Raw genomic sequence first — 21,702 nt, forward strand, 5'->3', positions numbered from 1 at the left:
GCGTTCCGCATGCGCCGGCCTCCTCGGTTCCGTGACTGTTCGCAGTCCCCCACCTTCGTCATCGGCCGGTCCGGCACCGGCCCTGATCGGGTCCACCCGGACGAGTGGCCGGTGAGGAACGCAACTCGGCGGGTCCGCGGGCGGGTAACGAGCGTTAACCTCGGGCGTCGCCTGTTCCCCTCGGGAGGTTTCGTGTCTTCGCTGTCCTTCGCCGGCAAGCGGCCCGTCCTGGCCGACCTCGTACCCGGTTCGCTCGTGCGGGACATCGCGCTGGTCGCCGGCGGTGCCGTGCTCACCGGCGCCGCCGCGCAGCTGACGATCCCGGTGCCGGGCAGCCCGGTGCCGATGACCGGCCAGACGTTCGCCGCGCTGCTCGTCGGCGCGTCGCTCGGCATGTCGCGCGGTGCCGCGTCGATGCTGGTGTACCTGCTGGTCGGCGCGGTGGGCGTGCCGTGGTTCCAGCACGGCACCGCGGGCCTGTCCGGCGCCAGCGCCGGCTACATCGTCGGGTTCGTCTTCGCCGGTGCCCTGGTCGGCGCACTGGCCGGCCGCGGCGGCGACCGGACGCCGCTGCGCACCGCGGGCACCATGGTGCTCGGCAACGTCGTGATCTACGCGTTCGGCGTGCCGTGGCTGATGGCGTCGACCGGGTTCGACCTGTCCACCGCGTTCGCCAAGGGCGTCACGCCGTTCCTGGTCGGGGACGCGGTCAAGATCGTCGTGGCCGCCGGGCTGCTGCCGCTGACCTGGAAGCTGGTCTCGGGCCGCAGCGAGGACTGATCGCTCGTCGCGGGGCCTTCCGTCCGGGAGGTCCCGCGACGCGAGTGGCCCGTTCGCGACGGAGCACCGATCTCTGTCGGTGCCGGCGGCTAATGTGTGTCGCTGTGCCCGCCCGAACCGATTTCCCCGGCGTCCTCGAACTCCTCACCCACGCGGTGGAGTCCGTGGGCGGTGCCGAACGCCCGGGCCAGGTCCAGATGGCCGACGCCGTCGGCCGCGCCATCCGCACCGGTGAGCACCTGGCCGTGCAGGCCGGCACCGGCACCGGCAAGTCCTTGGCCTACCTCGTGCCCGCGATCCGCCACGCCGTCGAGAAGGAAGCCACGGTCGTGGTCTCCACGGCCACGATTGCGCTGCAGCGCCAGCTCGTCGACCGCGACCTCCCCCGCCTCGCGAAGGCCCTGAAGAAGCCGCTCGGCCGCGAACCGACCTTCGCGATCCTCAAGGGCCGCCGCAACTACATGTGCCTGCACCGGCTGGATTCCGGCGCGCCGGACGAGCCGGAGGACGCGCAGCTGTTCGACCCGTTCGCAGTGTCCCGGCTGGGCAAGGAGGTCACGCGGCTGCGGGAGTGGGCCTCCGACACCGAAACCGGCGACCGCGACGAGCTCGTCCCCGGCGTCACCGACCAGGCGTGGCGTCAGGTTTCCGTGACGGCGAAGGAATGTCTCGGCGCTTCGCGCTGTCCGATCGGCACGGACTGCTTCGCCGAGAAGGCCCGCGCCGAGGCCGGCCGCGCCGACGTCATCGTCACCAACCACGCGCTGCTGGCGATCGACGCGCTGCAGGGCTACCAGGTCCTGCCGGACCACGACGTGGTCATCATCGACGAGGCCCACGACCTGGTCGACCGGGTCACCTCGGTCGCCACCGGCGAGCTGACCAGCGCGATGTGCGCGGCCGCCGCGCGCCGCTGCGGCAAGCTCATCGACGCCGACGTCGCCGACGGCCTGCTGGAAGCGGGTGACGGGCTGGCCCTGATCGTCGACGACCTGCCCGCGGGCCGGCTGGACGAGCTGCCGCGGCCGCTGCAGGGCGCGATCCCGGCGGTCCGCGACGCCGCGCACCGGTGCATCACGGCGCTGGGGTCCGACCGCAAGGAGGACGTCGAGGGGGCCACCGCGCGCAAGCTGGCGCGGTCGCTGCTCGACGAGGTGCACGACACCGCGGTCCGGCTGCTGGAAGCGTTCGACGAGGACCAGGCGCACCAGCGCGACGTCGTCTGGCTCTCCGGCGACAAGTACTCGTCGAACCCGCGGCCGCCGGCGCTGAAGGTGGCGCCGCTGGGCGTCGCGGGCCTGCTGCGCGAGCGGGTGTTCAACCAGCACACGACGATCCTGACGTCGGCGACGCTGACCTTGGGCGGCACGTTCGACACGATGGCGCGCCAGTGGGGCCTCCCGCCGGGCGCGGCCCGCGTCGAGCAGGCGCCCGGCGCCGCGACGGAGAAGGAAGCGCCGTCGGACGACGCGGGCCCGAAGTGGACCGGCCTGGACGTCGGCTCGCCGTTCGACCACCGGCGCAACGGCATCCTGTACCTGGCCAAGCACCTGCCGCCGCCGGGCCGTGACGGCCTGACGTCGTCCACAATGGACGAACTGGCCGAGCTGATCGAGGCCGCGGGCGGGCGCACGCTCGGCCTGTTCTCCTCGATGCGGGCGGCCAAGCAGGCCACCGAGGAGATGCGCGGGCGGCTGGACTTCCCGATCCTGTGCCAGGGCGACGACGCGACGTCGCTGCTGGTCCAGAAGTTCTCCGAGGACGTCCGCACCTGCCTGTTCGGCACGCTGAGCCTGTGGCAGGGCGTGGACGTGCCCGGCCCGTCGCTGCAGCTCGTGGTGGTCGACCGGATCCCGTTCCCGCGCCCGGACGACCCGGTGTCCTCGGCGCGCCAGCGCGCGGTGGAAGCTCGCGGCGGCAACGGGTTCCTCACCGTGGCGGCCACGCACGCGGCGCTGCTGCTGGCGCAGGGCACCGGGCGGCTGCACCGGGCGGTCACCGACCGCGGCGTGGTGGCGGTGCTGGATTCGCGCCTGGCGAACGCCCGCTACGGCGGTTTCCTGCGCGCGTCGCTGCCGCCGTTCTGGCCGACGATGGACCCGAAGGTGGTGCGGGAAGCGCTGCGCCGGCTGGACGCAGCCGCGCCCGCGTGACGCGGTCCACAGCCGCGCCCGGTACGGTGAAGCCACCGAAGCAACAAGGGAGCACCGGTTGACCCAGGATTCGTCCAGCGCCCAGTCCCGGACCGTCAGCGTCGACGACACCGGCGTCCGGCGGCGGCTCGCGGACGGCAGCGAAGAGGCTGTCACGTGGGCCGGCCTGTCGTCGGTGATGGTGCGGGTCATCCCCGACGGCCCGTGGAACGAAGACGTGTTCTTCATGCTGGTGGGCACCGACGGCAAGGGCACCGCGGTCCCGAGCGGCGACCCGGCGGCCGACGCCCTGATCGAGCGCCTGCAGGCGTTGCCGGGCTTCGACAACGAGAAGTTCATCGAAGCCATGACGACGGACGCGGACCAGGCTTACGTCGTCTGGGAATCCGCGCAGAACTGAAGTGCGCTGCCCGGTCGGCGGCGAAGAGAGCCTGAGCCCGGTCGCACCGGACCCTAACCCGGAAACTTCTCCGTCACCGGGATCCCCTTCTTGAGCGTCCGGCTCACCGTGCAGAGCCGGTCGATCGCCCGGTCCACGGCGCCGGCCAGCGCGTCCCGCTGATCCGCCGTCAAAGTCGACACGTCGACATCGAACGCGACGTGCACGGCGTCCAGCTCCGAAGCCCCTTCACGCCGGTCGGCCTTAACTGCGACCCGGAACTTCGCGTCTTCGCCGATTCGCCGCGTGATCAGCTCCTCCGCCGTCACCGCGCTGCAGCCCGCGGCCGCGATCTGCAGCAGCTCGGCGGGCGAGAAGGCCCCTTCGGCGCCCTTGCGGCCCAACCGGACCTCCGCGCCACGCTCGTTGCGCCCGACGAACGTGTGCTCGCCCGTGCGTTCCACTTCCAGTGCCATGCCCGCTCCAACCGGGTCAGGAAGCCGGTTGTTCCGGCTCCCACTGGGCAAGAACCGTGATCGTGCCCGGGTCGACCTCGGTGAACCCGGCGTCCCGCACGGCGATCACCCGGTCGCGCCGCCACGCGCCCTCGGGGTCGTCGCCCGGGTGCAGTTCCTTCCACTGCACGGCGCTCGCCGCGCGCACGGCCGTCCGGTAGCCCTGTCCGGCCCAGGCCGCGCGCTGCCCGTCGTCCAGCAGCGCGGCCAGGAGCATCGTCGCGTGGCCGACCTGCGCGGCGGCCTTCCCGACGGTCATCGGCACGTGCGGGTTGAGCAGCAGCAACGGCACGCCGGCCGGGATCGGGCCCGGCTCGTCGGGCGGCAGTTCGCTGCCCGAGATCTGCAGCCGCGCGACGTCCTTGGGGGTCTCGGTGACCAGGCCCGGCACGAGGGCCCGCGCCTCGGCGCCATCGACCTCGACGGTGATGCCCGGCAGGTCCTGGACGGCCGCCCAGTGCGCGCCCCGCGCCCGGCGCGCGACCTTGCGGATCCGGTTGTCGAGCCACGCGTGCATCGGCTCGGCCCACTCGCCGCCGGGCGCGGAACGCTCGTCCAGGCACACCGCGAGCGCCGCCGTCGCCGCCGCCTCCAGCAGCGGCGTGCGGCCGGGCGGCTCGGCGCGTTCGATGCGGAGGATCACCGGCATCGCGCGGACTTCCTCCGGGAGCTCGTCGGAGGTGTCCGAGGTGTCTTCGGCCGGAAGCCCCAGCCAAAACGCGTAGCGGGCGCCCAGGGGGTCGAGAACGCTGCTCACGGACGCATCAGCTCGAGCCCGTCGGCGGCGTCGGCCGCTTCGACCTCACCGCGGGTCAGGCCGAGCACGAACAGCACGGCGTCGAGGTACGGGTGCGACAGCGCGGTGTCGGCCACCTCGCGCAGCGCGGGCTTCGCGTTGAACGCGACACCCATGCCCGCGGCCGAGAGCATGTCGATGTCGTTGGCGCCGTCCCCGACCGCGACGCACTGCTCGAGCGGGATGTCGTACTCGGCGGCGTAGCGGCGAAGCACCTTCGCCTTGCCGGCCCGGTCGACGACGTCGCCGATGACCTTCCCGGTGAGCTTGCCGTCCTCGATCTCGAGCTCGTTCGCCACCGCGAAGTCGAGCCCGAGCTCGGCCACCAGACCGTCGATGACCTGGGTGAACCCACCCGAGACCACGCCGGTCCGGAAGCCCATCCGCTTGAGCGTCCGGATCGTCGTGCGCGCGCCCGGGGTCAGCTCGATCGAAGCGGCGACCTCGTCGATCGCCGTCGCCGGCAGCCCGGCCAGCAGCGAGACGCGCCGCTCCAGCGACTCGGTGAAGTTCAGCTCGCCGCGCATGGCCGCTTCGGTGATCTCGCGGATCTCCGGCTCGACGCCGGCGTGCGCGCCCAGCATCTCGATGACCTCGCCCTGGATCAGGGTCGAGTCCACGTCGAACACGACGAGCCGCTTCGCGCGGCGCGTGATGCCCGCCCGCTCGACGGCGATGTCGACGCCGGCCTCGACGGCGGCGTCGGCGAGCTCCGAGCGCAGCGCGGCGTCGGCCTCCGGCGTGTCACGATCGACCGAGACGTACAGCTCGAGCCCGGTCACGGGGTAGTCGGCGACGCTGCGGATCGCGTCGATGTTGGCGCCCAGCGAAGCCAGCCGGCGCGCGACCTCCGAGAAGCCCCGCGCGGTCACCGGGCGGCCCAGCACCACCAGGACGTGGGTCGAGTCGCGGCGGCCGAGCGCGAACGGGTCGTCGCCGATCGCCGGGCCGATCTTGACGTCGACCTGCATGCCGACGGACGCCATCGCCTGCTCGACGGTCTCCTGCAGCCCCTCCGGGTCGCGGTAGACGCCGGCGAGCACCCCGAGCACCAGCTGCCCGCGGATGACGACCTGCTCGACGTCGAGCACGTCGACGTCGTGCCGGGTCAGCACGGCGAACAGCACGGAGGAGACACCCGGCTTGTCGGGGCCGGTGGTCGTGATCAGGACGGGGGTCTGGGTCACTCTCGTCATCCCTCGCTCGACAACGCTGCACGGTCAGTCTGCCGGTCCGGGGTCGAACATAAGTAGAGCGCGTGCCCGGCTTCACATAAGCCGGGCACGCGCTCACTCGTTCAGGTGGTACTACTTGTCGCCCTGCTCGCTCGCGTTGTCCTGGGAGTGGTCTCCCGGGATGACCGCTTCGGTGAGCAGCTGCGACGGCGCCGCGTGGCTGTTGACCTTCTGCTTCCCGAAGAAGCCGATCTCGCCTTCGGAGTGGATGCGCTCGATCATGTGCGGGTAGTGCAGCTCGAACGCGGGCCGCTCGGAGCGGATCCGGGGCAGCTCGGTGAAGTTGTGCCGCGGCGGCGGGCAGGAGGTCGCCCACTCGAGCGAGTTGCCGTAGCCCCACGGGTCGTCCACCGTGACGATCTCGCCGTACCGGTAGCTCTTGAAGACGTTCCAGATGAACGGCAGCGTCGAGGCACCGAGGATGTACGCGCCGATCGTGGAGATCGTGTTCAGCGTGGTGAAGCCGTCACTGGTCAGGTAGTCCGCGTACCGGCGCGGCATGCCCTCGGCACCCAGCCAGTGCTGGACGAGGAACGTGCCGTGGAAGCCGATGAACGTGGTCCAGAAGTGCCACTTGCCGAGCTTCTCGTCCATCATCCGGCCGGTGATCTTCGGGAACCAGAAGTAGATGCCGGCGAAGGTGGCGAACACGATCGTGCCGTAGAGCACGTAGTGGAAGTGCGCGACGACGAAGTAGCTGTCCGACACGTGGAAGTCGATCGCCGGCGCGGCCAGCAGGATGCCGGTCAGGCCGCCGAAGAGGAACGTGACGATGAAGCCCATCGAGAAGATCATCGGCGTTTCGAAGGACAGCTGGCCCTTCCACATCGTGCCGATCCAGTTGAAGAACTTGATGCCGGTCGGGACGGCGATCAGGAACGTCATGAAGGAGAAGAACGGCAGCAGCACGGCGCCGGTGGCGTACATGTGGTGCGCCCACACCGCGACCGACAGGGCCGCGATGGCCAGCGTCGCCCAGACCAGGCTCTTGTAGCCGAAGAGCGGTTTCCGGCTGAACACCGGGAAGATCTCCGACACGATCCCGAAGAACGGTAGCGCGACGATGTAGACCTCTGGATGGCCGAAGAACCAGAAGAGGTGCTGCCAGAGGATCACGCCGCCGTTTTCGGGGTCGAACACGTGCGCCCCGAGGTGCCGGTCCGCCAGCAGGCCCATCAGGGCCGCGGTCAGGATCGGGAAGGCGAGCAGGACCAGGATGCTGGTGACCAGGATGTTCCAGGTGAAGATCGGCATCCGGTACATCGTCATGCCCGGCGCGCGCAGGCAGACCACGGTGGTGATCATGTTGACCGCGCCGAGGATGGTGCCGAGACCACCGATCACCAGGCCGGAGATCCAGAGGTCCGCGCCGACGCCCGGCGAGTGGATGGCGTCCGACAGCGGGGTGTAGGCGAACCAGCCGAAGTCGGCGGCGCCACCCGGGGTCAGGAAGCCGGACATCACGATCAGGCCGCCGAAGAGGTACAGCCAGTACGAGAACGCGTTCAGCCGCGGGAAGGCGACGTCCGGCGAGCCGATCTGCAGCGGCAGCACGAAGTTCGCGAAGCCGAAGAGGATCGGGGTCGCGTACAGCAGCAGCATCACGGTGCCGTGCATGGTGAACAGCTGGTTGTACTGCTCCTGCGACAGGAACTGCTGCCCGGGCCGCGCCAGCTCGGTGCGGATCAGCATGGCCATCGCGCCGCCCGCCATGAAGAAGGCGAACGACGTGACCAGGTACATGATCCCGATCTGCTTGTGGTCCGTCGTGCGGAACAACCGCAGCAGGTACGAACCCTTAACCGACTCGCGCGCGGGGTACGGGCGCGTGGCGATCGGCTTGGGGGCTACGGCCGTCACTCCTGCCTCCAACACTGAAACCTTGTGGTGGTCATCGTCGCGCCACCGAGTCGGGCGAGACCCGATCCGACGGCTTGAGGGGATCGTAGCCCTCGCTACCGACAGTCGCGCGCACCGGCTGGCAAGATCGGGGCGTGGCCGACGACTACACCCGCGCGGCGGTCCGCGCGGCCCGCGCCGTGACCACCTGGTTGGGCCTGCCCGGCCACGAGCCCGAGGTGCTCCACGAGCGGTCGAACGTGCTGGTGAGACTGGGTTCGCTGGTCGCCAGGGTGCCCGCGACGACCCGCCTGCTCCGGCCGGAACCGGCACCCTGGCTCGCCCGCGACGTCGCCCTCTCGCGGTTCCTCACCGACCGTGGTGTGCTCGTCGTCTCACCCACCACCGATCCCCCGGCCGGGCCGCATTTCGCGGACGGCCTGCCGGTCACGCTCTGGCACCACACCCCGCACGACCCGGCCCACCGGTACGCCCCGGACGTCGTCGCGCGCTCGCTCGCCGAGGTGCACGCGGCCCTGCGCGAGTACCCGGGCGAACTGCCCCGCCGGGGGCCGCTGGCCGAGCTGGAGGGACTCTTCGGCCGGTTCGGGCTCGACCCGCGCCTGCGCGCGGAAGCCGCCCGGCTCGAAGCCGCGTTGCCGGACGGCCCGGACCAGCCGCTGCACGGCGACGCCCACCCCGGCAACCTCATCGCGACCGCGGCCGGGCCGTGCTGGCTGGACTTCGAGGACACCTGGCGCGGGCCGCTCGCCTGGGACCTCGGCATCCTGGCCCGGCAGGGCGGCCCGGAGTACCTGGCCGCCTACCCCGGCTCCGTGTCCGAGGAAGCCCTTCGCGCGTACACGCGGTTGCGGGAACTCTTCGCCGTCGCCTGGCGGTTCGTGATCGCCCAACGGTTCCCGCACCGGCTCCCCGAAGCCGAATCCGCGCTCGCCGCCTACTTCTCGTGAGTCGCCGGGTACCAGGACAGGATCGCCTCGACCACGCCCGCGGGGTCTTCGAGCGGGGTCAGGTGCCCGGCGTCCGGCAGCACGACGAGCGTCGCGCCGTCCACGGCTTCGGTCATCGCGCTCGCCGCGGCCACCGGGGTGATCGGGTCTTCTTCGCCGACGATGACCAGCGCCGGGATTTCCGACGCCCGCAGCAGGTCGAGCGAGTCAGGCCGGGTCCGCAGCGCCAGCGCCGTCCAGGAGATGCCGGCGGGCGGCTGGGATTCGATCATCTCGCGGACCGTCTCGACGAGCTCGGGCCGCTGTTCCCGGGTCGACGCGGCCAGCAGGGTGGGCAGGTTCGCCTCGGCCAGCCAGGTCTTGGTGCCTTCGTGCTCGACGCGCGCCGCGACGTCCAGCCGGGTCTGCGCGGCCTCGGGCGTGTCGGGGGCGGCCTTGGTGTCGATGAGCACGAGCCCGCCGACCCGGTCCGGCGCGAGCCGCAGCACGGCCATGGCGAGGTAGCCGCCCATCGAGCAGCCGCCGAGCACGACGCGGTCGAGGTCCAGCCGGTCGAGCAGGGCGACGACGTCCCGCGCGGCGTCTTCGAGACTCGGTTCGCGATCGGTCTCCGGCAGCGGCGAGCGGCCGAGGCCGCGCTGGTCCGGGGTGATCACCCGAAGGTGTGAAGCGAGGGGCGCGCGCACCGCGTTCCACATGCGGGAATCCAGGGGGAAGGCGTGGAGGAGGACCAGCGGGAGTTCGGTCATGCGCGTCATTTTGTCGGACCCCCTCGCTAGCTTCGCCGATGTGTTCACCGACATCGAAACCGACCGGCTGCTGCTGCGTCCGCTCCACGAGGCGGACCGGCAGGCGATGGTCGACATCCACACCGACCCGCGCACCAACCGCTTCCACCCCGACCCGCCCGACGTCCCGCGCGCGTCGGCGATGTTCTCGGAGTGGCTGGCGCACTGGGCCGAGCACGGCTTCGGCTACCCCGCGGTCCTGGAACGCGGCGGCACCGAGGTGCTCGGCATGTGCGGCGTGCGGCTGCGGGAGTTCCAGGGCGGGAAGGTGCTCAACCTGGGCTACCGGTTCCGGCCGTCGGCCTGGGGCAAGGGGTACGCGGTCGAGGCCGGGCAGGCGGTCCTCGGGTGGTGTGCCCGCGAGCTGCCGTCGGTACCGGTGCTGGCGAGCGTGAGCATCGCGAACAAGCCGTCGCTGAGGGTGGCGGAGCGGCTCGGTTTCACGGAGTACACGGAGGAGATGTACGACGGCGCGATGTCGCGCCACTACCGGCGCTGAGCCGGCCGGCTGTTTGACAACTCCAGAGCGAACCTCACCAGCGGCGGTGCGGCCGCCGCCGGGCCCGCGCTTCCCAGCAGGCCCGGTGCCAGTGCCGCCGGTCGGCGACCGAGCCGGTCTCGTCGGCGGGCCAGACGACCAGGTGCGGCGTCCCGGGGCGGATCTCGTGGTCACAGCCGGGGCAGCGGTAGAACTTGGTCGCCTGGGCCCCGGGCACGGTCCGCACGAGCCAGTCCCCGTCGGTGCCGGACTCGGCCCGCGCCCACCCGGTGGCGGCCCCGAGGTCCCGCTCGGGCGGCGGCCCACCGTCCGCGCGGCGGCCGGGACGGTTGCGTCGTGGCACACCCAGACGGTAACCGCCCCCCACCCAACGCCCCCTCAGGTCCCCGACCCGACCCTCCAGGCACGCGAGTCGACCTGCCAATCACGCGAGTCGATCCTCAAATCACGCATGATGACCCGCCAATCACACGTGATGCCCGCCCGATCACGGGTGATGCCCCGGAGGGCTCAGGCCGCGCGGTCCGCCACCCGCTCCCCGGACCGCAGCCGGCCCAGGATCTCGTCGTGGCCGAGGCCGTCCCACCCGAGCCGGCGCAGGGTCCGGCCCGTCCGGCGGAAGTCCTCGCCGCCGAGGACGGACATGATCGTGATCGCCGCGTCCACCACCGGCGTGGCGACCCCGGCACACCGCGCCAGCGCCTGCAACGGCACCAGCGTCGAACGGATGTCCTCGCTGAGGAACCGGTGGTCGAGGCTGGTCGGCGCGGCGATCGTCCGGTACGGCTCCACCGTCCGCAACGCGTCGAGCAGCGTCGTGGCCGGGCAGCCGTAGTACCGGTCGAGCACCTCCGTCATGGGCAGCAGCCGGGCACCGTACGCGTCGGCGACGGCGGCGAACTCGGCCTCGGTGCGCTCCAGCAGGGCGATCGTCCGCGGCGATACGCCTTCGACGTAGAAGAGCAGCGCCTCCGCCCGGTCGATGGTGCCCAGGTTGGCGAGCGCGATCGGCACGTGCGCGACCGCGCCGAAGTCGTGCAAGCCGCGTTCGACCGGGTTGCGGGCGACCTCCAGCATCGGGAACCACTCCCGCAGCAGCCCGGCGTGCCGGGCGACGGCGGCGGCGGTACTGCCGGAGATCAGGTTCCAGCCCTTCACGCCCAGCACCGTGACACCGCCGGTCCCGGCCGGCCGCGCGGCGAACAACGCGTCGGTCTCCACGACGTCGACGTCCGGTGCCCCGGCGGCGGCCAGCGCGTGCGCGAACTCGACACTCCCGCAGAGCTTGCTGGAGAACAGCACCACCACCTGCCCCGGACGCAGGTGCGGGGCGAGCCGGGCGGCGACCTCCGGGTAGGCGGTCGTCACGGTGGCCACCAGGACGACGGCCCGCCGCGCCAGCCCGGCCGGGTCGGCGGTCACCTCCCGGAGCCGGAAGCGCCCGTCGAGCACCCCGTGCGCGGCGATCTCCCGGCGGCGCGCGATCTCCCCCACCGCCTCGAGGTCCCGCGTGTACAGGTGCACGGGCAGCTCCCGCGCGGCGAGGTAGGCCGCCACGGCCCGGCCCTCGCCACCCGCCCCGACGACCCCGATCCCGTCCAGCACGCTCATTCCGCCCCACTCCCGTCAGTCCCGTCAGTCCGGTACGCAGTGGACGAGTCGGCACCGGGACGGCGAAAGTTCCCGCCGGAGCACGTTCCCGGAAACCGGGCGGGTCAGCCCTGGGCGAGGGCCAGCGGCACCAGCTGCTCGGCCGTGGTCAGCGAGCCGTGCTGGCCGATCAGCGACGACTCGACGGCCTCCGCGAGCCCCCGCACCATCCCGAACCGGCCGCGGGCCGCGGCGACGACGTCCCCGATGCGCGGCAGCACCCGGTCGCTGACCGTGTGCCCGAACCAGCCCTCGGCGACGGCCTCCTCCCGCGAACGCACCCAGGCCCGCTCGCCGAGCACCGCCCGCCAGGCCGCGAGGACGTCCGCGGCCGCGCCCGGCTCGGTGTAAACGTGCCGGGCCCGGACCTCGCCCCCGAACGTCCGGACCCCGGACAGCAGCTCGGGGACGTCTTCGAGGTCGAGCGGGTCGTCGACGGCCACCATCCCGTGGTCGGCCACCACCGCAAGCAGCGCACCGGGCGGCAGACCGTCCACAAGGGACTCGACGAGCCGGTCGACCTGCCGCAGCTGCATCCGCCAGGCGGCCGAACCGGGGCCGTGGACGTGCCCCAAGAGGTCGAGTTCGCTGTGGTAGGCGTAGCAGAACGCCCGCCCGCCGAGCACCGACAGCGTCCGCGCGGCGAGGTCGCCCAGCGCGTGGACGCCCGCGTAGCCGGCGCCGCTCTGGGTGGCCAGGGTCAGCGCCGTGTCGCGGAACTTGGCGGACGACACCACGGTCGCCTCGATGCCGGCCGAGGCGGCCCGCTCGAACGTCGTCGGCAGGGGCTGGACCTCGCGGGGCGGGAGGGCGCCGCGCAGGTCGCTGCCGTCTTCGTGGCTGCACCAGCGCAACGCGTTCAGCACGCCGGTGCCGGGCATCTCGAACGTGTAGCCGACCATGCCGTGCTCGCCCGACGCGAGCCCGGTGCCGATGGCCGCGACGCCGGCGGCCGTCGTCGCGGGGAAGCCGACGCGCAGCGGCTCGCGGGCGAGCTCGGCCAGCACCGGGGCGTCCGCGGCGTGCTCGGCGAGCAGTTCCCAGCCGAGCCCGTCGACGAGCAGCACGCCGGCGCTGCGCACCTCCGGCACCGCCAGCGTGTTCGCGCAGCCGGGCACCCCGAGCGCGGCGAGCAGGGACGGGACGACCTGGCCGAGGTGCGGGACGTCGGCGAGCGGTGGCGGCTGCACGCGCCCAGCTTCCCACCGATTGGCGCCGCCGGGAGCCCCGGGACGGAGGCCGGGGATGGTCACGGCGGGCGCCACCGGCGATAATCGCGGCATGCCGACCTACGCCTACCGCTGCCGCGAGTGCACCGAGACCTTCGAGCTCCTGCGCCCGATGAGCGAATCCGGCGCGCCTGCCAGCTGCCCGGAGGGCCACGCCGACACCGTCAAGCTGCTCACCACCGTCGCCCTCACCGGGGCCGCGGGCGGTCCCGCGGCCCCGGCCGGCGGGGGCGGCGGCTGCTGCGGTGGCGGCTGCTGCGGCTAAACCGCCTTCAACGCCTGCTCCAGATCGGCCCACAGGTCCTCGACGTCCTCGAGCCCGGCGGAGAGCCGGATCAGCTGGTCGGAGACGCCGGCGTCGTGGCGGTCGCCCTCCTCGACGATCCGGTGGCTGATCGAGCCCGGGTGCTGGATCAGCGTGTCGACGCTGCCGAGGCTGACGGCCGGCGTGATCACCCGGACCGCGCCGATCACGGCGTGCGGGTCGCCGTCGACCTCGAACGCCACCAGCGGCCCGCCGATCCACGGGTAGTGGACGGCGGTCACGGCCGGGTGCTCGCCGAGCCGTGAGGCCAGCGTCGCCGCGGTCGCGGACGCCGCGGTGACGCGCAGCGGGAGCGTGGAAAGCCCGCGCAGCAACAGGTATCCGGCGAGCGGGTGCAGCACGCCGCCGGTGGCGAAGCGGATCTGGCGGAGCCGCGCGGCTTCTTCGGCGCCGCACGCGACGATCCCGCCCATCACGTCGCCGTGGCCGCCGAGGAACTTCGTCGCGCTGTGCAGGACGATCCGGGCGCCGTGGTGGCCGGGGCGCTGCAGGACCGGGGTGGCGAACGTGTTGTCCACCAGGAGCGGCACCTCGCCGCAAGCCACGGCCAGCTCGGCGATGTCGGCCTCGGCCAGCGTCGGGTTCGCCGGCGTCTCGACGAACACCAGGCCGGTGTCCGGCCGCAGCGCAGCGGCGACGGCGTCCGGCGCGGCCCAGGTGACCTCGGTGCCGAGCAGCCCGGACTCGAGCAGGTGGTCGCTGCAGCCGTACAGCGGGCGGACCGCGACGACGTGCCGCTTCCCCTGCGCCACCGCGGAAAGCAGGCAGGCCGAGACGGCGGCCATGCCGCTGGCGAACGCGACGCCGTGCTCGAAGCCCTCGAGTTCGGCGAGGGCGCGCTCGAACCGCTCGACGGTCGGGTTGCCGACGCGGCCGTAGATCGGGGGGCCGTCGAGCTCGGCGCCGGCGGCGAAGGCGTCGATCCGGGCGGCTTCGGCGGCACTGTCGCGGGACGGGTAGGTCGTGGACAGGTCGAGCGGAGCGGCGTGCACACCGAGGTCCGTGAGGTCGTCACGGCCGGCGTGGACGGCTCGCGTGCGCAGCGAGGAAGTCATGTCAGCATGGTCGAGCTTTCCCCGGACCAGGAGCAACCGTCTCGGATATCATTCGGCGATGCCCGCTTCCGTCGAACTGAGCCCGGTCGACCTCGAGATTCTGCGGCTGCTGCAGAACGATGCCCGGATCACGAACAAGGACCTGGCGGCCGCGGTCGGCATCGCGCCGTCGACGTGCCTGGACCGCGTCGCCCGGCTGCGGGACACCGGCGTCATCACCGGGCAGCACGCGTCGGTCGACGCGGCCAAGCTGGGCCGGCCGCTGGAGGCGTTCCTGTTCGTCCAGGTCCGCCCGCACCGGCGGCCGCTGGTCGACCCGTTCATCGAGCACCTGCTCTCCCTGCCGGAGGTGCGCGCGGTCTACCACCTGACCGGGCCGGACGACTTCCTCGCGCACGTCGCGACCAGCTCGGCCGGCGAGCTGCAGCGGCTGGTCCTCGACGAGCTGACCGCCCGCGACGAGGTCGCCCGCGTCCACACGAACCTGGTGTTCCAGCACTGGAGCGGCGGCCCGCTGCTGCCACCGGGGGCCTGACATCAGAGGCTCTCGAGCCAGCGGCGGGTCTCGCGCGGAGACCTCAGCCGGACGACGGCCGGGCCGGACGGCTCGGCCGCCCAGGCGCGGATGCGCGCCCGTTTGTTCGCGAACGACCTGAAGTGCCAGCGGATGATCGAGTCGGCGGAAAACACCTGGCGGAACGACTCGACGTTGCCGTTGCAGATCCGCTGACGCGTCACCACCCGCACCAGCGTCCGGCGCACCAGGCGGCCCAGCGAAAGCCAGCGCGGGTAGTCGAGGCCGACGATCAGCTGCGTGCGCGGCAGCACGATGTCCTGCCAGCTGCCGTAGACGGCGTCGAGGACCCAGCGCTCCTGCGCGCACACCTCGCCGATCCGGCGGCGCTGCTCGTCGTCGGGGGTCCCGACCCAGCCGGGGTTCCAGCAGATCTCGTCCGCGGCGTGGTGGGGCAGGCCGGTCCGCTCGGCGATCCGGGCCGCGAGCGTCGACTTGCCCGAGCCGGTCACGCCGACGATGGCGATGCGGTCAGGCATCGAGGTCACGGGCGGGCTCCCGGGGGCCGCGGAAGGGCAGGACCTGGCTGTAGACGAGGTTGGTGGTCGTGCTCCCGAACTGGCACAGCTCGTCCACGGTGCGCTCGAGGTGGGCCATCGAGGCCGCGGCGATCTTGAGCGTGTAGCAGTCGTCGCCGGTGGTGCGCAGGCATTCGAGGATCTCGGCACGCTCCCCGAGCAGCTTGTGCAGCGGCTCGTGCCGGCTGCCCGGGTACTTGAGCCGGACCACGGCGAGCACCGGGTAGCCGGCCTTGCCGAGGTCGACCTCCGCGCGGTAGCCGGTGATCACGCCGGCCGCCTCGAGCCGCCGGAGCCGTTCGGTGGCCGCGGACGCGCTGAGGTTCACCCGGCGGCCCAGCTCGGTGAGCGGCAACCGGGCGTCGCGCTGGAGCTCGGCCAGGATGGCCCAGTCCGTCGGATCGAGACTCTCGGTCATGGGCCGAAGATACCGTGGGATCCACGGCCGGAGGCGCCGAACGCCGTGATCGTTCCCTTCCCGCCGGGGCCGTGGCGTCGATAGCCTTTCCGGCGTGAAGATCGGCGTGAACGTCCCCAACTTCGGGCCCGGCACGGATCCGGGCGTCCTGCGCGCCTGGGCGCAGACGGTCGAGGGCCTCGGCTTCGACTTGCTGATGGTGTCCGACCACGTCGCCATCACGCCGGACGTCGCCGGGCAGTACCCGGCGCCGTTCTACGAGCCGTTCACGACGTTGTCCTGGCTGGCCGGTGTGACGCAGCGGGTGCGGCTGGGCACCACGGTGCTGGTGGTGCCGTACCGGCATCCCCTGCTGGTGGCGCGGATGGCGGCGAACCTCGACGCGCTCAGCGGCGGCCGGCTCGTGCTCGGTGCCGGGATCGGCTGGGCGAAGCAGGAATTCGAGGCGCTGGGCGTGCCGTTCGAACAGCGCGGCAAGCTCACCACCGAACACCTGCGGGCGATCCGCGCCGCGTGGGCCGACCGCGACGACTACCGCGCGGGGCCGATCCCGCTCTGGCTCGGCGGGCACAGCGACGCGGGGCTGCGCCGCGCGATCGAGCTCGGCGACGCGTGGCACCCGCTGCGGCTGACGCCGGCCGGCTTCCGCGACGGGTTGGCGCGCCTGGAAAAGCTGGCCGGCGACCGGCCGGTGCCGGCCTTCGCGCCCCGGATCCTGCTGCGGGTGACCGGCGCCCCGGTGACCGGGCCGGACCGGCGTGCCGGGGAAGGCACGCTCGACCAGGTCCTCGGCGACCTGGCGCAGCTGCAGGCGCTGGGCGCGGACACCGTCGTGCTCGACCCGTTCGACTCGGACCCCGCCGAAACCCGCCACCCGGAGGTGGCGTGGCGTGACCTCGCGGCGGTGGCCGCATCCTGGAAGGAGAACCGGTGAAGGACACCGAAGAAGCCCTGCTGCGGCGGGCGATCGAGCTGGCCCGCGAGGCACGCGAGGAACACGGCAACCCGCCGTTCGGCTCCCTGCTGGCCGACGCCGAAGGCAGGATCCTGGCCGAGGACCGCAACACGTCGTTGACGGACAACGACATCACGGCCCACCCGGAGCTGAAGCTGGCCCGCTGGGCGGCGCAGAACCTGGACCCGCAGACCGCGGCGGCCACCACGATGTTCACCAGCACCCAGCCGTGCGGCATGTGCACGGGCGCGATCGAGCGGTCCGGGCTCGGGCGGGTCGTGTACGCGTTGTCGACGGAACAGTTCCTGACGCTGCGCCCGCCCCTCACGTGGGGCGGGGCCGCGCTGGAGGGGCCGGCCCTGTTCGACGAGGCGCGCGTACCGGTCGAGGGCTACTACCGGTGACGACCTACCCCGTGCGGCCGGTGGGCCGGGTGGAGTCGCCCCTCGACCTCACCACGGCCCCGAAACAGGGCGACGAGGGCGCGCCACCGGCCCGCGTGGTGTTCGACCCGGAGTTCCACGCCGCGGCCGCCGACCTCCGGCCGGGAGATCGCCTGGTCCTCCTGACCTGGCTGCACGCAGCGGACCGCGGGGTCCAGGCGGTCCACCCCCGCGGCGACCGGGACCGGCCCCGGCAGGGCGTGTTCTCGACCCGCTCACCGGACCGCCCGAACCCGATCGGCCTCCACACGGTCACGGTGACGGCGGTCGACGGCGCCACCCTCACGGTGAGCGGCCTGGAAGCCGTCGACGGCACACCGGTCCTCGACGCGAAACCGGTCCTCGGCGAGGTGGCCGAGCGCTGATCAGTAGTCCTTGAAGCCCTTCCCGGTCTTCCGGCCCAGCCGGCCGGCCGTGACGAGGTGCTCCAGCAGGGGCGCCGGCGCGAAGCCTTCCTCCCGGAACTCGTTGTACAGCGTCCGCTGGATGGCCAGCGACACGTCCAGGCCGACGACGTCCAGCAGCTCGAACGGGCCCATCGGCAGGCCGCAGCCCACCTTCATGGCCGTGTCGATGTCGTCCGCGCCCGCGTAGTGCGCCTCCAGCATCTTCACCGCGTCGTTGAGGTACGGGAACAGCAACGCGTTGACGATGAACCCCGCCCGGTCACCGCAGTGCACCGCGTGCTTGCCCACCGATGCGCAGACCGCGCTCGCCGTCGCCACCACGTCGGGGGCGGTCGCGATCGTCGAGACCACCTCGACCAGCTTCATCACCGGGGCCGGGTTGAAGAAGTGGAGACCGACCACATCGGACGGCCGGGACGTTGCGGCCGCGCACTCGATCACCGGCAGCGACGAGGTCGTCGTCGCCAGGACCGCGCCGGGGCGGACCACCTCGTCGAGGGCCGCGAACACCGCCTGCTTCACCGGCAGCTCCTCGGCCACCGCCTCGACGACCAGGTCGACGTCGGCGAGCGCCTCGAAATCCGTCACCGGGGTGATGCGTGCCAGGGCGGCGGCAGCGTCCTCTTCGGACAGCTTGCCCTTGACCACGGCCTTGTCGAGCGACTTCTTCACCTTCGCGACGGACGCCTGCGCCTTCTCCAGGCTCCGCGCCCGCAGCACGACGTCGAGGCCGCGCTTGGCGAACACCTCCGCGATCCCCGTGGCCATCGTCCCCGTGCCGACCACGCCCACGCGCGCCACCGGGCGCGGCGGAACGTCGTCCACTGTGGACACGGCGCCGGACGGAACCACGGTGGGCGAATCCGGGGCGTCGTAGGTGTAGAAGCCGCGGCCGGTCTTGCGGCCGAGCAGGCCCGCCGTGATCATCTGCTTGAGCAAAGGGGCCGGCGCGTGCAGGCGGTTGCGGGACTGGTGGTACATCGTGTCGAGGATTTCGTTCGCGGTGTCCAGCCCGATCAGGTCGAGCAGCGCGAGCGGGCCCATCGGGTAGCCACAGCCGAAGCGCATGGCGGCGTCGAGGTCCTCGCGCGTCGCGTAACGCTGCTCGTACATCCGCACCGCGTGGTTGAGGTAGCCGAACAGCAGCGCGTTGGCGATGAAGCCGGCCCGGTCGCCGATGACCACCGGCACCTTGCCCAGCCGCTCGGCGAACTCGACCACCTCGGTGACCACGTCCGGCTCGGTCACCACCGTCTTCACGATCTCGACGAGCTTCTGCACCGGCGCCGGGTTGAAGAAGTGCATCCCGACGACCTTGCCGGGCCGTGCGGTGTGCACGCCGATCTCGGTGATCGACAGCGACGACGTGTTGGAGGCGAAGACGACCTCGGGCCGGGTGATCTTGTCCAGCTCGGCGAAGACGTCGGCCTTCGCCGCCAGGCTTTCCGGGATCGCCTCGATCACCAGGTCCACTTCGGACAGATCCGACAGCGACGTGCTGTAGCGGATCCGGCCCAGCAGCGCTTCGCGCCCGGTCGCGTCCAGCTTGCCGCCGGAGCGCGCCCGTTCGGTGGAGTGCTCGAGGTGCTCGCGGCCGCGGGCGACCCCGGCCTCGTCGAGCTCCACCGTGACGACGTCGAGCCCGCTGCGCGCGAGCACTTCGGCGATTCCGGAGCCCATGGTGCCCAGGCCGACCACACCGACCGTCGAGATTTCCCGCGCCATCGAGGCCTCCAGAGATGTTACTCGCTGGTAATTGGCCTCGATACTGCCACGCGGCACCGCCGCAAGCCCAGACGGAATCGAGTCAGTACCGCGCAAGTCACCCGGTCGGCGAGCCCCGCTTCACTCGCCGAAATTGCCGTCCACCAGCTCCTTCACCTTGTCCAGCGCGGCGGAAGCCTGCGGCCCGCTGGCCCGCACGCGGATCCGGTCGCCCTGCCGCGCACCGAGCGACATGAGGCCCAGCACGCTGTGGGCGTCGGCCTCCTGGTCGCCCAGGCGCACGGTGACGTCGGCGTCGAACGCGCTCAGCGAGCGCACCAGCAACCCGGCCGGCCGGGCGTGCAGCCCGACCTCGTTGCGCAGCTCCAGCTCGAGCTCGGCGCCGTCGGCGGCGGGCTCGGCCGGCTCCAGGTCCTCGGGCATCCCGGCGGCCGCGGCCGCCTCCGCCACCGCCTTGCGGTCCCCGCCCGCCTGCGCCGCGACCGCCGCCGCGATCGCGCCCTCGACCAGCGGGCCGTCCGCGACGATCGCGGCCGAGGGATCGGCCAGCGACTCGACCGCCAGCTCCGCGGTCATCTGCGCGCTGCCGAGGTCGTAGAGCAGCACGACGCCGTCGCCGCGGTCGGCACGCTGGGTGGCGGCGACGACGTCGTCGTAGACCGTGCCGATCGAGCCGTCGGAGAGGCCGCCCGCGGGCACGATGGTGACGTCCGGCGCCATCTGGGCGGCCAGCTCGGCCAGGCCTTCGGCGAGCTTCGCACTGTGCGACACGAGCACGATTCCCACGCTCACCGGGCCGCCTCCGCGAACGCCCGCAGCAGCAGCGCCGACGACCGGGCGCCGGGATCCAGGTGCCCGACCGCGCGCTCGCCGAGGTAGGACGCCCGGCCCTTCCGCGGCACCAGGTCCACAGTGGACTCGGCGCCGGTGTCGGCCGCCTCGGCCGCCGCGGTCAGCACCGCGGCGACGTCCCCGCCGTCCGCGGCCGCCTTCTCCGCGGCCGACACCGCGGGGATCAGGGCGTCGACCATGGTCGCGTCGCCGCCGACGGCCTTGCCGCGCGCCTGGACGCCTTCGAGGCCGGCGCGCAGGGCCTCCAGCAGCGCCGGGACGTCGAGGTCCGCCGCGGTGCCCAGCTTGGCCGAGGCACGCAGGAAAGCCGTGCCGTACAACGGGCCAGCGGCCCCGCCGACCTTGGAGATCAACGTCGTCGCGACGAGCTTCAGGACGCCGCCGGGCGTGTCCGGGACCGCGGAATCGAGCGCCGCGACGACGGCCGCGAAGCCGCGGTTGAGGTTCTCGCCGTGGTCGCCGTCGCCGATGGCGCGGTCGAGCTCGATCAGCTCCACGCGGTGCTCGGCGACCACCGCCGCGGCGGCGCGCACGGCCGCCGCGACCCCTTCGGCCGTGCAGGCCATCAGAGCCCCCACCGCAGGGCCGCGGTGTTGACCGGCGCGTCCCAGAGCTCGGTCAGCTCGTCGTCCAGTTTGAGCAACGTCAGACTCATCCCCTGCATCTCGAGGCTGGTAATGTACGGGCCGACCAGCCGGCGCTCGACCACGATCCCACGGTCGGCCAGCAGCCGCTCGGCGATGCCGTGGGCCAGGTAGAGCTCGACCAGCGGGGTGCCGCCCATCGAGTTGGTGAACAGCAGCACGCGGTCACCGGAAGCGAACGGCAGGTCCGACACGACCGCCTCGACCATCCGCGCCACCAGCGCGTCGGCCGGCTCGGCCGGAATCCGCTCGCGGCCGGGCTCGCCGTGGATGCCGATGCCGAACTCGATCTCGTTCTCGTCGAGGTCGAAGCTGGGGGTGCCGGCGTGCGGCACGGTCGGCGCGGTGAGCGCGACGCCGATCGAGCGAACCTGCCCGATCACCTTCTGCGCCAGCGCGGTCACGGCGTCGAGCGAGTCACCCCGCTCGGCGGCGGCGCCGGTGATCTTCTCCAGCAGCACCGTCCCGCCGACGCCGCGGCGGCCCGCGGTGTACGTCGAGTCCTTGACCGCGACGTCGTCGTCGATCACGACGCTGCGCACCTCGAGGCCCTCGGCGGCGGCCAGTTCGGCGGCCGTCTCGAAGTTCAGCACGTCACCGGTGTAGTTCTTCACGATGAGCAGCGCGCCCGCGTCGCCGGTGGTGGCGGTGACCGCGGCCTGCACCGCGTCCGGCGTCGGCGAGGTGAACACCGCGCCCGGCACGGCGGCGGCGAGCATGCCCGGTCCGACGAAACCGCCGTGCAGCGGCTCGTGACCGGACCCGCCGCCGGAGATGACGGCGACCTTGCCCGCGACCGGCGCGTCGGCTCTGAGCACGACAGCCGGGTCGTACTGGACGCGCAGGACGTCGGCGTGCGCGGCGGCGAGCCCCCGCAGCGACTCGGCGACCACGTTCGCCGGATCGTTGATGATCTTCTTCACGGCAGCCTCCGGCACATCGGCGGGTGGGG

The 21,702-nt window shown here is 72.6% G+C and carries 25 protein-coding genes; 10 read left to right on the forward strand and 15 right to left on the reverse strand.

Features of this window, described 5'->3' with window-relative positions:
* Positions 1 to 192: 192 nt before the first annotated feature.
* The 3 genes from C2L59_RS05080 to C2L59_RS05090 all read left to right on the forward strand — a co-directional run bounded on the left by C2L59_RS05080 (position 193) and on the right by C2L59_RS05090 (position 3,333).
* Complete coding sequence (locus tag C2L59_RS05080; RefSeq protein ID WP_103348342.1) at positions 193 to 780, forward strand: biotin transporter BioY; 588 nt, start codon at positions 193 to 195, stop codon at positions 778 to 780.
* A 104-nt stretch (positions 781 to 884) separates the two neighbouring features.
* Positions 885 to 2,933 carry an ATP-dependent DNA helicase gene (locus tag C2L59_RS05085; RefSeq protein ID WP_103348343.1) on the forward strand — a complete coding sequence of 683 codons (2,049 nt, stop codon included), beginning with the start codon at positions 885 to 887 and terminating at the stop codon, positions 2,931 to 2,933.
* Between the two features lie 58 nt (positions 2,934 to 2,991).
* Complete coding sequence (locus tag C2L59_RS05090) at positions 2,992 to 3,333, forward strand: hypothetical protein (RefSeq protein WP_103348344.1); 342 nt, start codon at positions 2,992 to 2,994, stop codon at positions 3,331 to 3,333.
* Between the two features lie 53 nt (positions 3,334 to 3,386).
* Here the strand turns inward: C2L59_RS05090 and C2L59_RS05095 are convergent, their stop codons facing one another.
* The 4 genes from C2L59_RS05095 to ctaD all read right to left on the reverse strand — a co-directional run bounded on the left by C2L59_RS05095 (position 3,387) and on the right by ctaD (position 7,718).
* Complete coding sequence (locus C2L59_RS05095) at positions 3,387 to 3,788, reverse strand: OsmC family protein (protein WP_103348345.1); 402 nt, start codon at positions 3,786 to 3,788, stop codon at positions 3,387 to 3,389.
* 16 nt (positions 3,789 to 3,804) lie between these two features.
* A complete protein-coding gene (locus C2L59_RS05100; RefSeq protein WP_103348346.1) occupies positions 3,805 to 4,584 on the reverse strand; it encodes a peptidyl-tRNA hydrolase in 780 nt (259 codons plus the stop codon).
* On the reverse strand, positions 4,581 to 5,810 hold the full coding sequence (gene serB, locus C2L59_RS05105; RefSeq protein WP_103348347.1) for a phosphoserine phosphatase SerB: 1,230 nt from the start codon (positions 5,808 to 5,810) through the stop codon (positions 4,581 to 4,583). The genes C2L59_RS05100 and serB overlap by 4 nt, the downstream gene beginning before the upstream one ends.
* Before the next feature lie 120 nt (positions 5,811 to 5,930).
* A complete protein-coding gene (gene ctaD, locus C2L59_RS05110) occupies positions 5,931 to 7,718 on the reverse strand; it encodes a cytochrome c oxidase subunit I (protein ID WP_103348348.1) in 1,788 nt (595 codons plus the stop codon).
* A 134-nt stretch (positions 7,719 to 7,852) separates the two neighbouring features.
* Here ctaD and C2L59_RS05115 point away from each other — a divergent pair, with 134 nt between their 5' ends.
* A complete protein-coding gene (locus C2L59_RS05115; protein ID WP_103348349.1) occupies positions 7,853 to 8,668 on the forward strand; it encodes a phosphotransferase in 816 nt (271 codons plus the stop codon).
* Here the strand turns inward: C2L59_RS05115 and C2L59_RS05120 are convergent.
* Positions 8,656 to 9,417, reverse strand: coding sequence for an alpha/beta fold hydrolase (locus C2L59_RS05120; protein WP_103348401.1), 762 nt, complete (start codon positions 9,415 to 9,417; stop codon positions 8,656 to 8,658). The genes C2L59_RS05115 and C2L59_RS05120 overlap by 13 nt on opposite strands.
* Here C2L59_RS05120 and C2L59_RS05125 point away from each other — a divergent pair.
* The gene (locus C2L59_RS05125; RefSeq protein WP_103348350.1) at positions 9,416 to 9,955 is read left to right on the forward strand and encodes a GNAT family N-acetyltransferase; all 540 of its coding nucleotides are present in this window, start codon (positions 9,416 to 9,418) and stop codon (positions 9,953 to 9,955) included. The two genes, C2L59_RS05120 and C2L59_RS05125, sit on opposite strands and share 2 nt — an antisense overlap.
* Positions 9,956 to 9,989: 34 nt before the next feature.
* Here C2L59_RS05125 and C2L59_RS05130 read toward each other — a convergent pair whose 3' ends face one another.
* The 3 genes from C2L59_RS05130 to C2L59_RS05140 all read right to left on the reverse strand — a co-directional run bounded on the left by C2L59_RS05130 (position 9,990) and on the right by C2L59_RS05140 (position 12,795).
* A complete protein-coding gene (locus C2L59_RS05130; RefSeq protein WP_103348351.1) occupies positions 9,990 to 10,298 on the reverse strand; it encodes a hypothetical protein in 309 nt (102 codons plus the stop codon).
* 167 nt (positions 10,299 to 10,465) lie between these two features.
* Entirely contained in the window at positions 10,466 to 11,566 is a 1,101-nt protein-coding gene (locus C2L59_RS05135; protein ID WP_199198922.1) for an NAD/NADP-dependent octopine/nopaline dehydrogenase family protein, read from the reverse strand.
* A gap of 104 nt (positions 11,567 to 11,670) precedes the next feature.
* Positions 11,671 to 12,795: an alkaline phosphatase family protein gene (locus tag C2L59_RS05140; protein WP_103348352.1), complete on the reverse strand. Its 1,125-nt coding sequence runs from the start codon at positions 12,793 to 12,795 to the stop codon at positions 11,671 to 11,673.
* A gap of 91 nt (positions 12,796 to 12,886) precedes the next feature.
* Between C2L59_RS05140 and C2L59_RS05145 the strand changes: the two genes are divergently transcribed.
* On the forward strand, positions 12,887 to 13,099 hold the full coding sequence (locus C2L59_RS05145; protein WP_103348403.1) for a zinc ribbon domain-containing protein: 213 nt from the start codon (positions 12,887 to 12,889) through the stop codon (positions 13,097 to 13,099).
* Here the strand turns inward: C2L59_RS05145 and C2L59_RS05150 are convergent.
* Positions 13,096 to 14,214 (reverse strand): PLP-dependent aspartate aminotransferase family protein, encoded by a 1,119-nt coding sequence (locus C2L59_RS05150; protein WP_103348353.1) that lies wholly within the window; start codon positions 14,212 to 14,214, stop codon positions 13,096 to 13,098. The genes C2L59_RS05145 and C2L59_RS05150 overlap by 4 nt on opposite strands.
* 58 nt (positions 14,215 to 14,272) lie before the next feature.
* On the opposite strand from C2L59_RS05150, the gene C2L59_RS05155 reads away from it, so the two are divergent.
* Positions 14,273 to 14,749: an Lrp/AsnC family transcriptional regulator gene (locus C2L59_RS05155; protein ID WP_103348354.1), complete on the forward strand. Its 477-nt coding sequence runs from the start codon at positions 14,273 to 14,275 to the stop codon at positions 14,747 to 14,749.
* A gap of 2 nt (positions 14,750 to 14,751) precedes the next feature.
* Here the strand turns inward: C2L59_RS05155 and C2L59_RS05160 are convergent, their stop codons facing one another.
* A complete protein-coding gene (locus C2L59_RS05160; protein ID WP_103348355.1) occupies positions 14,752 to 15,276 on the reverse strand; it encodes an AAA family ATPase in 525 nt (174 codons plus the stop codon).
* Positions 15,260 to 15,724 (reverse strand): Lrp/AsnC family transcriptional regulator, encoded by a 465-nt coding sequence (locus C2L59_RS05165; protein ID WP_103348356.1) that lies wholly within the window; start codon positions 15,722 to 15,724, stop codon positions 15,260 to 15,262. The genes C2L59_RS05160 and C2L59_RS05165 overlap by 17 nt, the downstream gene beginning before the upstream one ends.
* A gap of 94 nt (positions 15,725 to 15,818) precedes the next feature.
* On the opposite strand from C2L59_RS05165, the gene C2L59_RS05170 reads away from it, so the two are divergent.
* Genes C2L59_RS05170 through tsaA form a run of 3 tightly spaced genes read left to right on the forward strand, consistent with a single transcriptional unit; the run spans position 15,819 to position 17,487 of the window.
* Positions 15,819 to 16,658, forward strand: a complete 840-nt coding sequence (locus C2L59_RS05170; protein ID WP_103348357.1) for an LLM class flavin-dependent oxidoreductase — start codon at positions 15,819 to 15,821, stop codon at positions 16,656 to 16,658.
* The gene (locus C2L59_RS05175) at positions 16,655 to 17,083 is read left to right on the forward strand and encodes a nucleoside deaminase (protein ID WP_103348358.1); all 429 of its coding nucleotides are present in this window, start codon (positions 16,655 to 16,657) and stop codon (positions 17,081 to 17,083) included. The genes C2L59_RS05170 and C2L59_RS05175 overlap by 4 nt, the downstream gene beginning before the upstream one ends.
* Positions 17,080 to 17,487, forward strand: coding sequence for a tRNA (N6-threonylcarbamoyladenosine(37)-N6)-methyltransferase TrmO (tsaA, locus tag C2L59_RS05180; RefSeq protein WP_233223281.1), 408 nt, complete (start codon positions 17,080 to 17,082; stop codon positions 17,485 to 17,487). The genes C2L59_RS05175 and tsaA overlap by 4 nt, the downstream gene beginning before the upstream one ends.
* On the opposite strand, the gene C2L59_RS05185 is transcribed toward tsaA, so the two are convergent.
* The 4 genes from C2L59_RS05185 to dhaK all read right to left on the reverse strand — a co-directional run bounded on the left by C2L59_RS05185 (position 17,488) and on the right by dhaK (position 21,673).
* Positions 17,488 to 19,254, reverse strand: a complete 1,767-nt coding sequence (locus C2L59_RS05185; RefSeq protein WP_103348359.1) for a 3-hydroxyacyl-CoA dehydrogenase family protein — start codon at positions 19,252 to 19,254, stop codon at positions 17,488 to 17,490.
* Positions 19,255 to 19,374: 120 nt separating this feature from the next.
* The gene (gene dhaM, locus C2L59_RS05190; RefSeq protein WP_103348360.1) at positions 19,375 to 20,046 is read right to left on the reverse strand and encodes a dihydroxyacetone kinase phosphoryl donor subunit DhaM; all 672 of its coding nucleotides are present in this window, start codon (positions 20,044 to 20,046) and stop codon (positions 19,375 to 19,377) included.
* Complete coding sequence (gene dhaL, locus C2L59_RS05195; RefSeq protein WP_103348361.1) at positions 20,043 to 20,672, reverse strand: dihydroxyacetone kinase subunit DhaL; 630 nt, start codon at positions 20,670 to 20,672, stop codon at positions 20,043 to 20,045. Before dhaL ends, dhaM begins: the two co-directional genes overlap by 4 nt.
* The gene (gene dhaK, locus C2L59_RS05200; protein WP_103348362.1) at positions 20,672 to 21,673 is read right to left on the reverse strand and encodes a dihydroxyacetone kinase subunit DhaK; all 1,002 of its coding nucleotides are present in this window, start codon (positions 21,671 to 21,673) and stop codon (positions 20,672 to 20,674) included. Before dhaK ends, dhaL begins: the two co-directional genes overlap by 1 nt.
* Positions 21,674 to 21,702: the final 29 nt, after the last annotated feature.

It is taken from the genome of Amycolatopsis sp. CA-128772 (assembly GCF_002904295.1).
Lineage (GTDB): Bacteria > Actinomycetota > Actinomycetes > Mycobacteriales > Pseudonocardiaceae > Amycolatopsis.

Coding starts and splice junctions, on each gene's coding strand:
- C2L59_RS05120 (WP_103348401.1), bottom strand. CDS start 9,417: ATGACCGAACTCCCGCTGGTCCTCCTCCACGCCTTCCCCCTGGATTCC.
- C2L59_RS05155 (WP_103348354.1), top strand. CDS start 14,273: ATGCCCGCTTCCGTCGAACTGAGCCCGGTCGACCTCGAGATTCTGCGG.
- C2L59_RS05125 (WP_103348350.1), top strand. CDS start 9,416: ATGCGCGTCATTTTGTCGGACCCCCTCGCTAGCTTCGCCGATGTGTTC.
- dhaL (WP_103348361.1), bottom strand. CDS start 20,672: ATGGCCTGCACGGCCGAAGGGGTCGCGGCGGCCGTGCGCGCCGCCGCG.
- C2L59_RS05185 (WP_103348359.1), bottom strand. CDS start 19,254: ATGGCGCGGGAAATCTCGACGGTCGGTGTGGTCGGCCTGGGCACCATG.
- C2L59_RS05135 (WP_199198922.1), bottom strand. CDS start 11,566: ATGAGCGTGCTGGACGGGATCGGGGTCGTCGGGGCGGGTGGCGAGGGC.
- C2L59_RS05095 (WP_103348345.1), bottom strand. CDS start 3,788: ATGGCACTGGAAGTGGAACGCACGGGCGAGCACACGTTCGTCGGGCGC.
- C2L59_RS05165 (WP_103348356.1), bottom strand. CDS start 15,724: ATGACCGAGAGTCTCGATCCGACGGACTGGGCCATCCTGGCCGAGCTC.
- C2L59_RS05145 (WP_103348403.1), top strand. CDS start 12,887: ATGCCGACCTACGCCTACCGCTGCCGCGAGTGCACCGAGACCTTCGAG.
- C2L59_RS05150 (WP_103348353.1), bottom strand. CDS start 14,214: ATGACTTCCTCGCTGCGCACGCGAGCCGTCCACGCCGGCCGTGACGAC.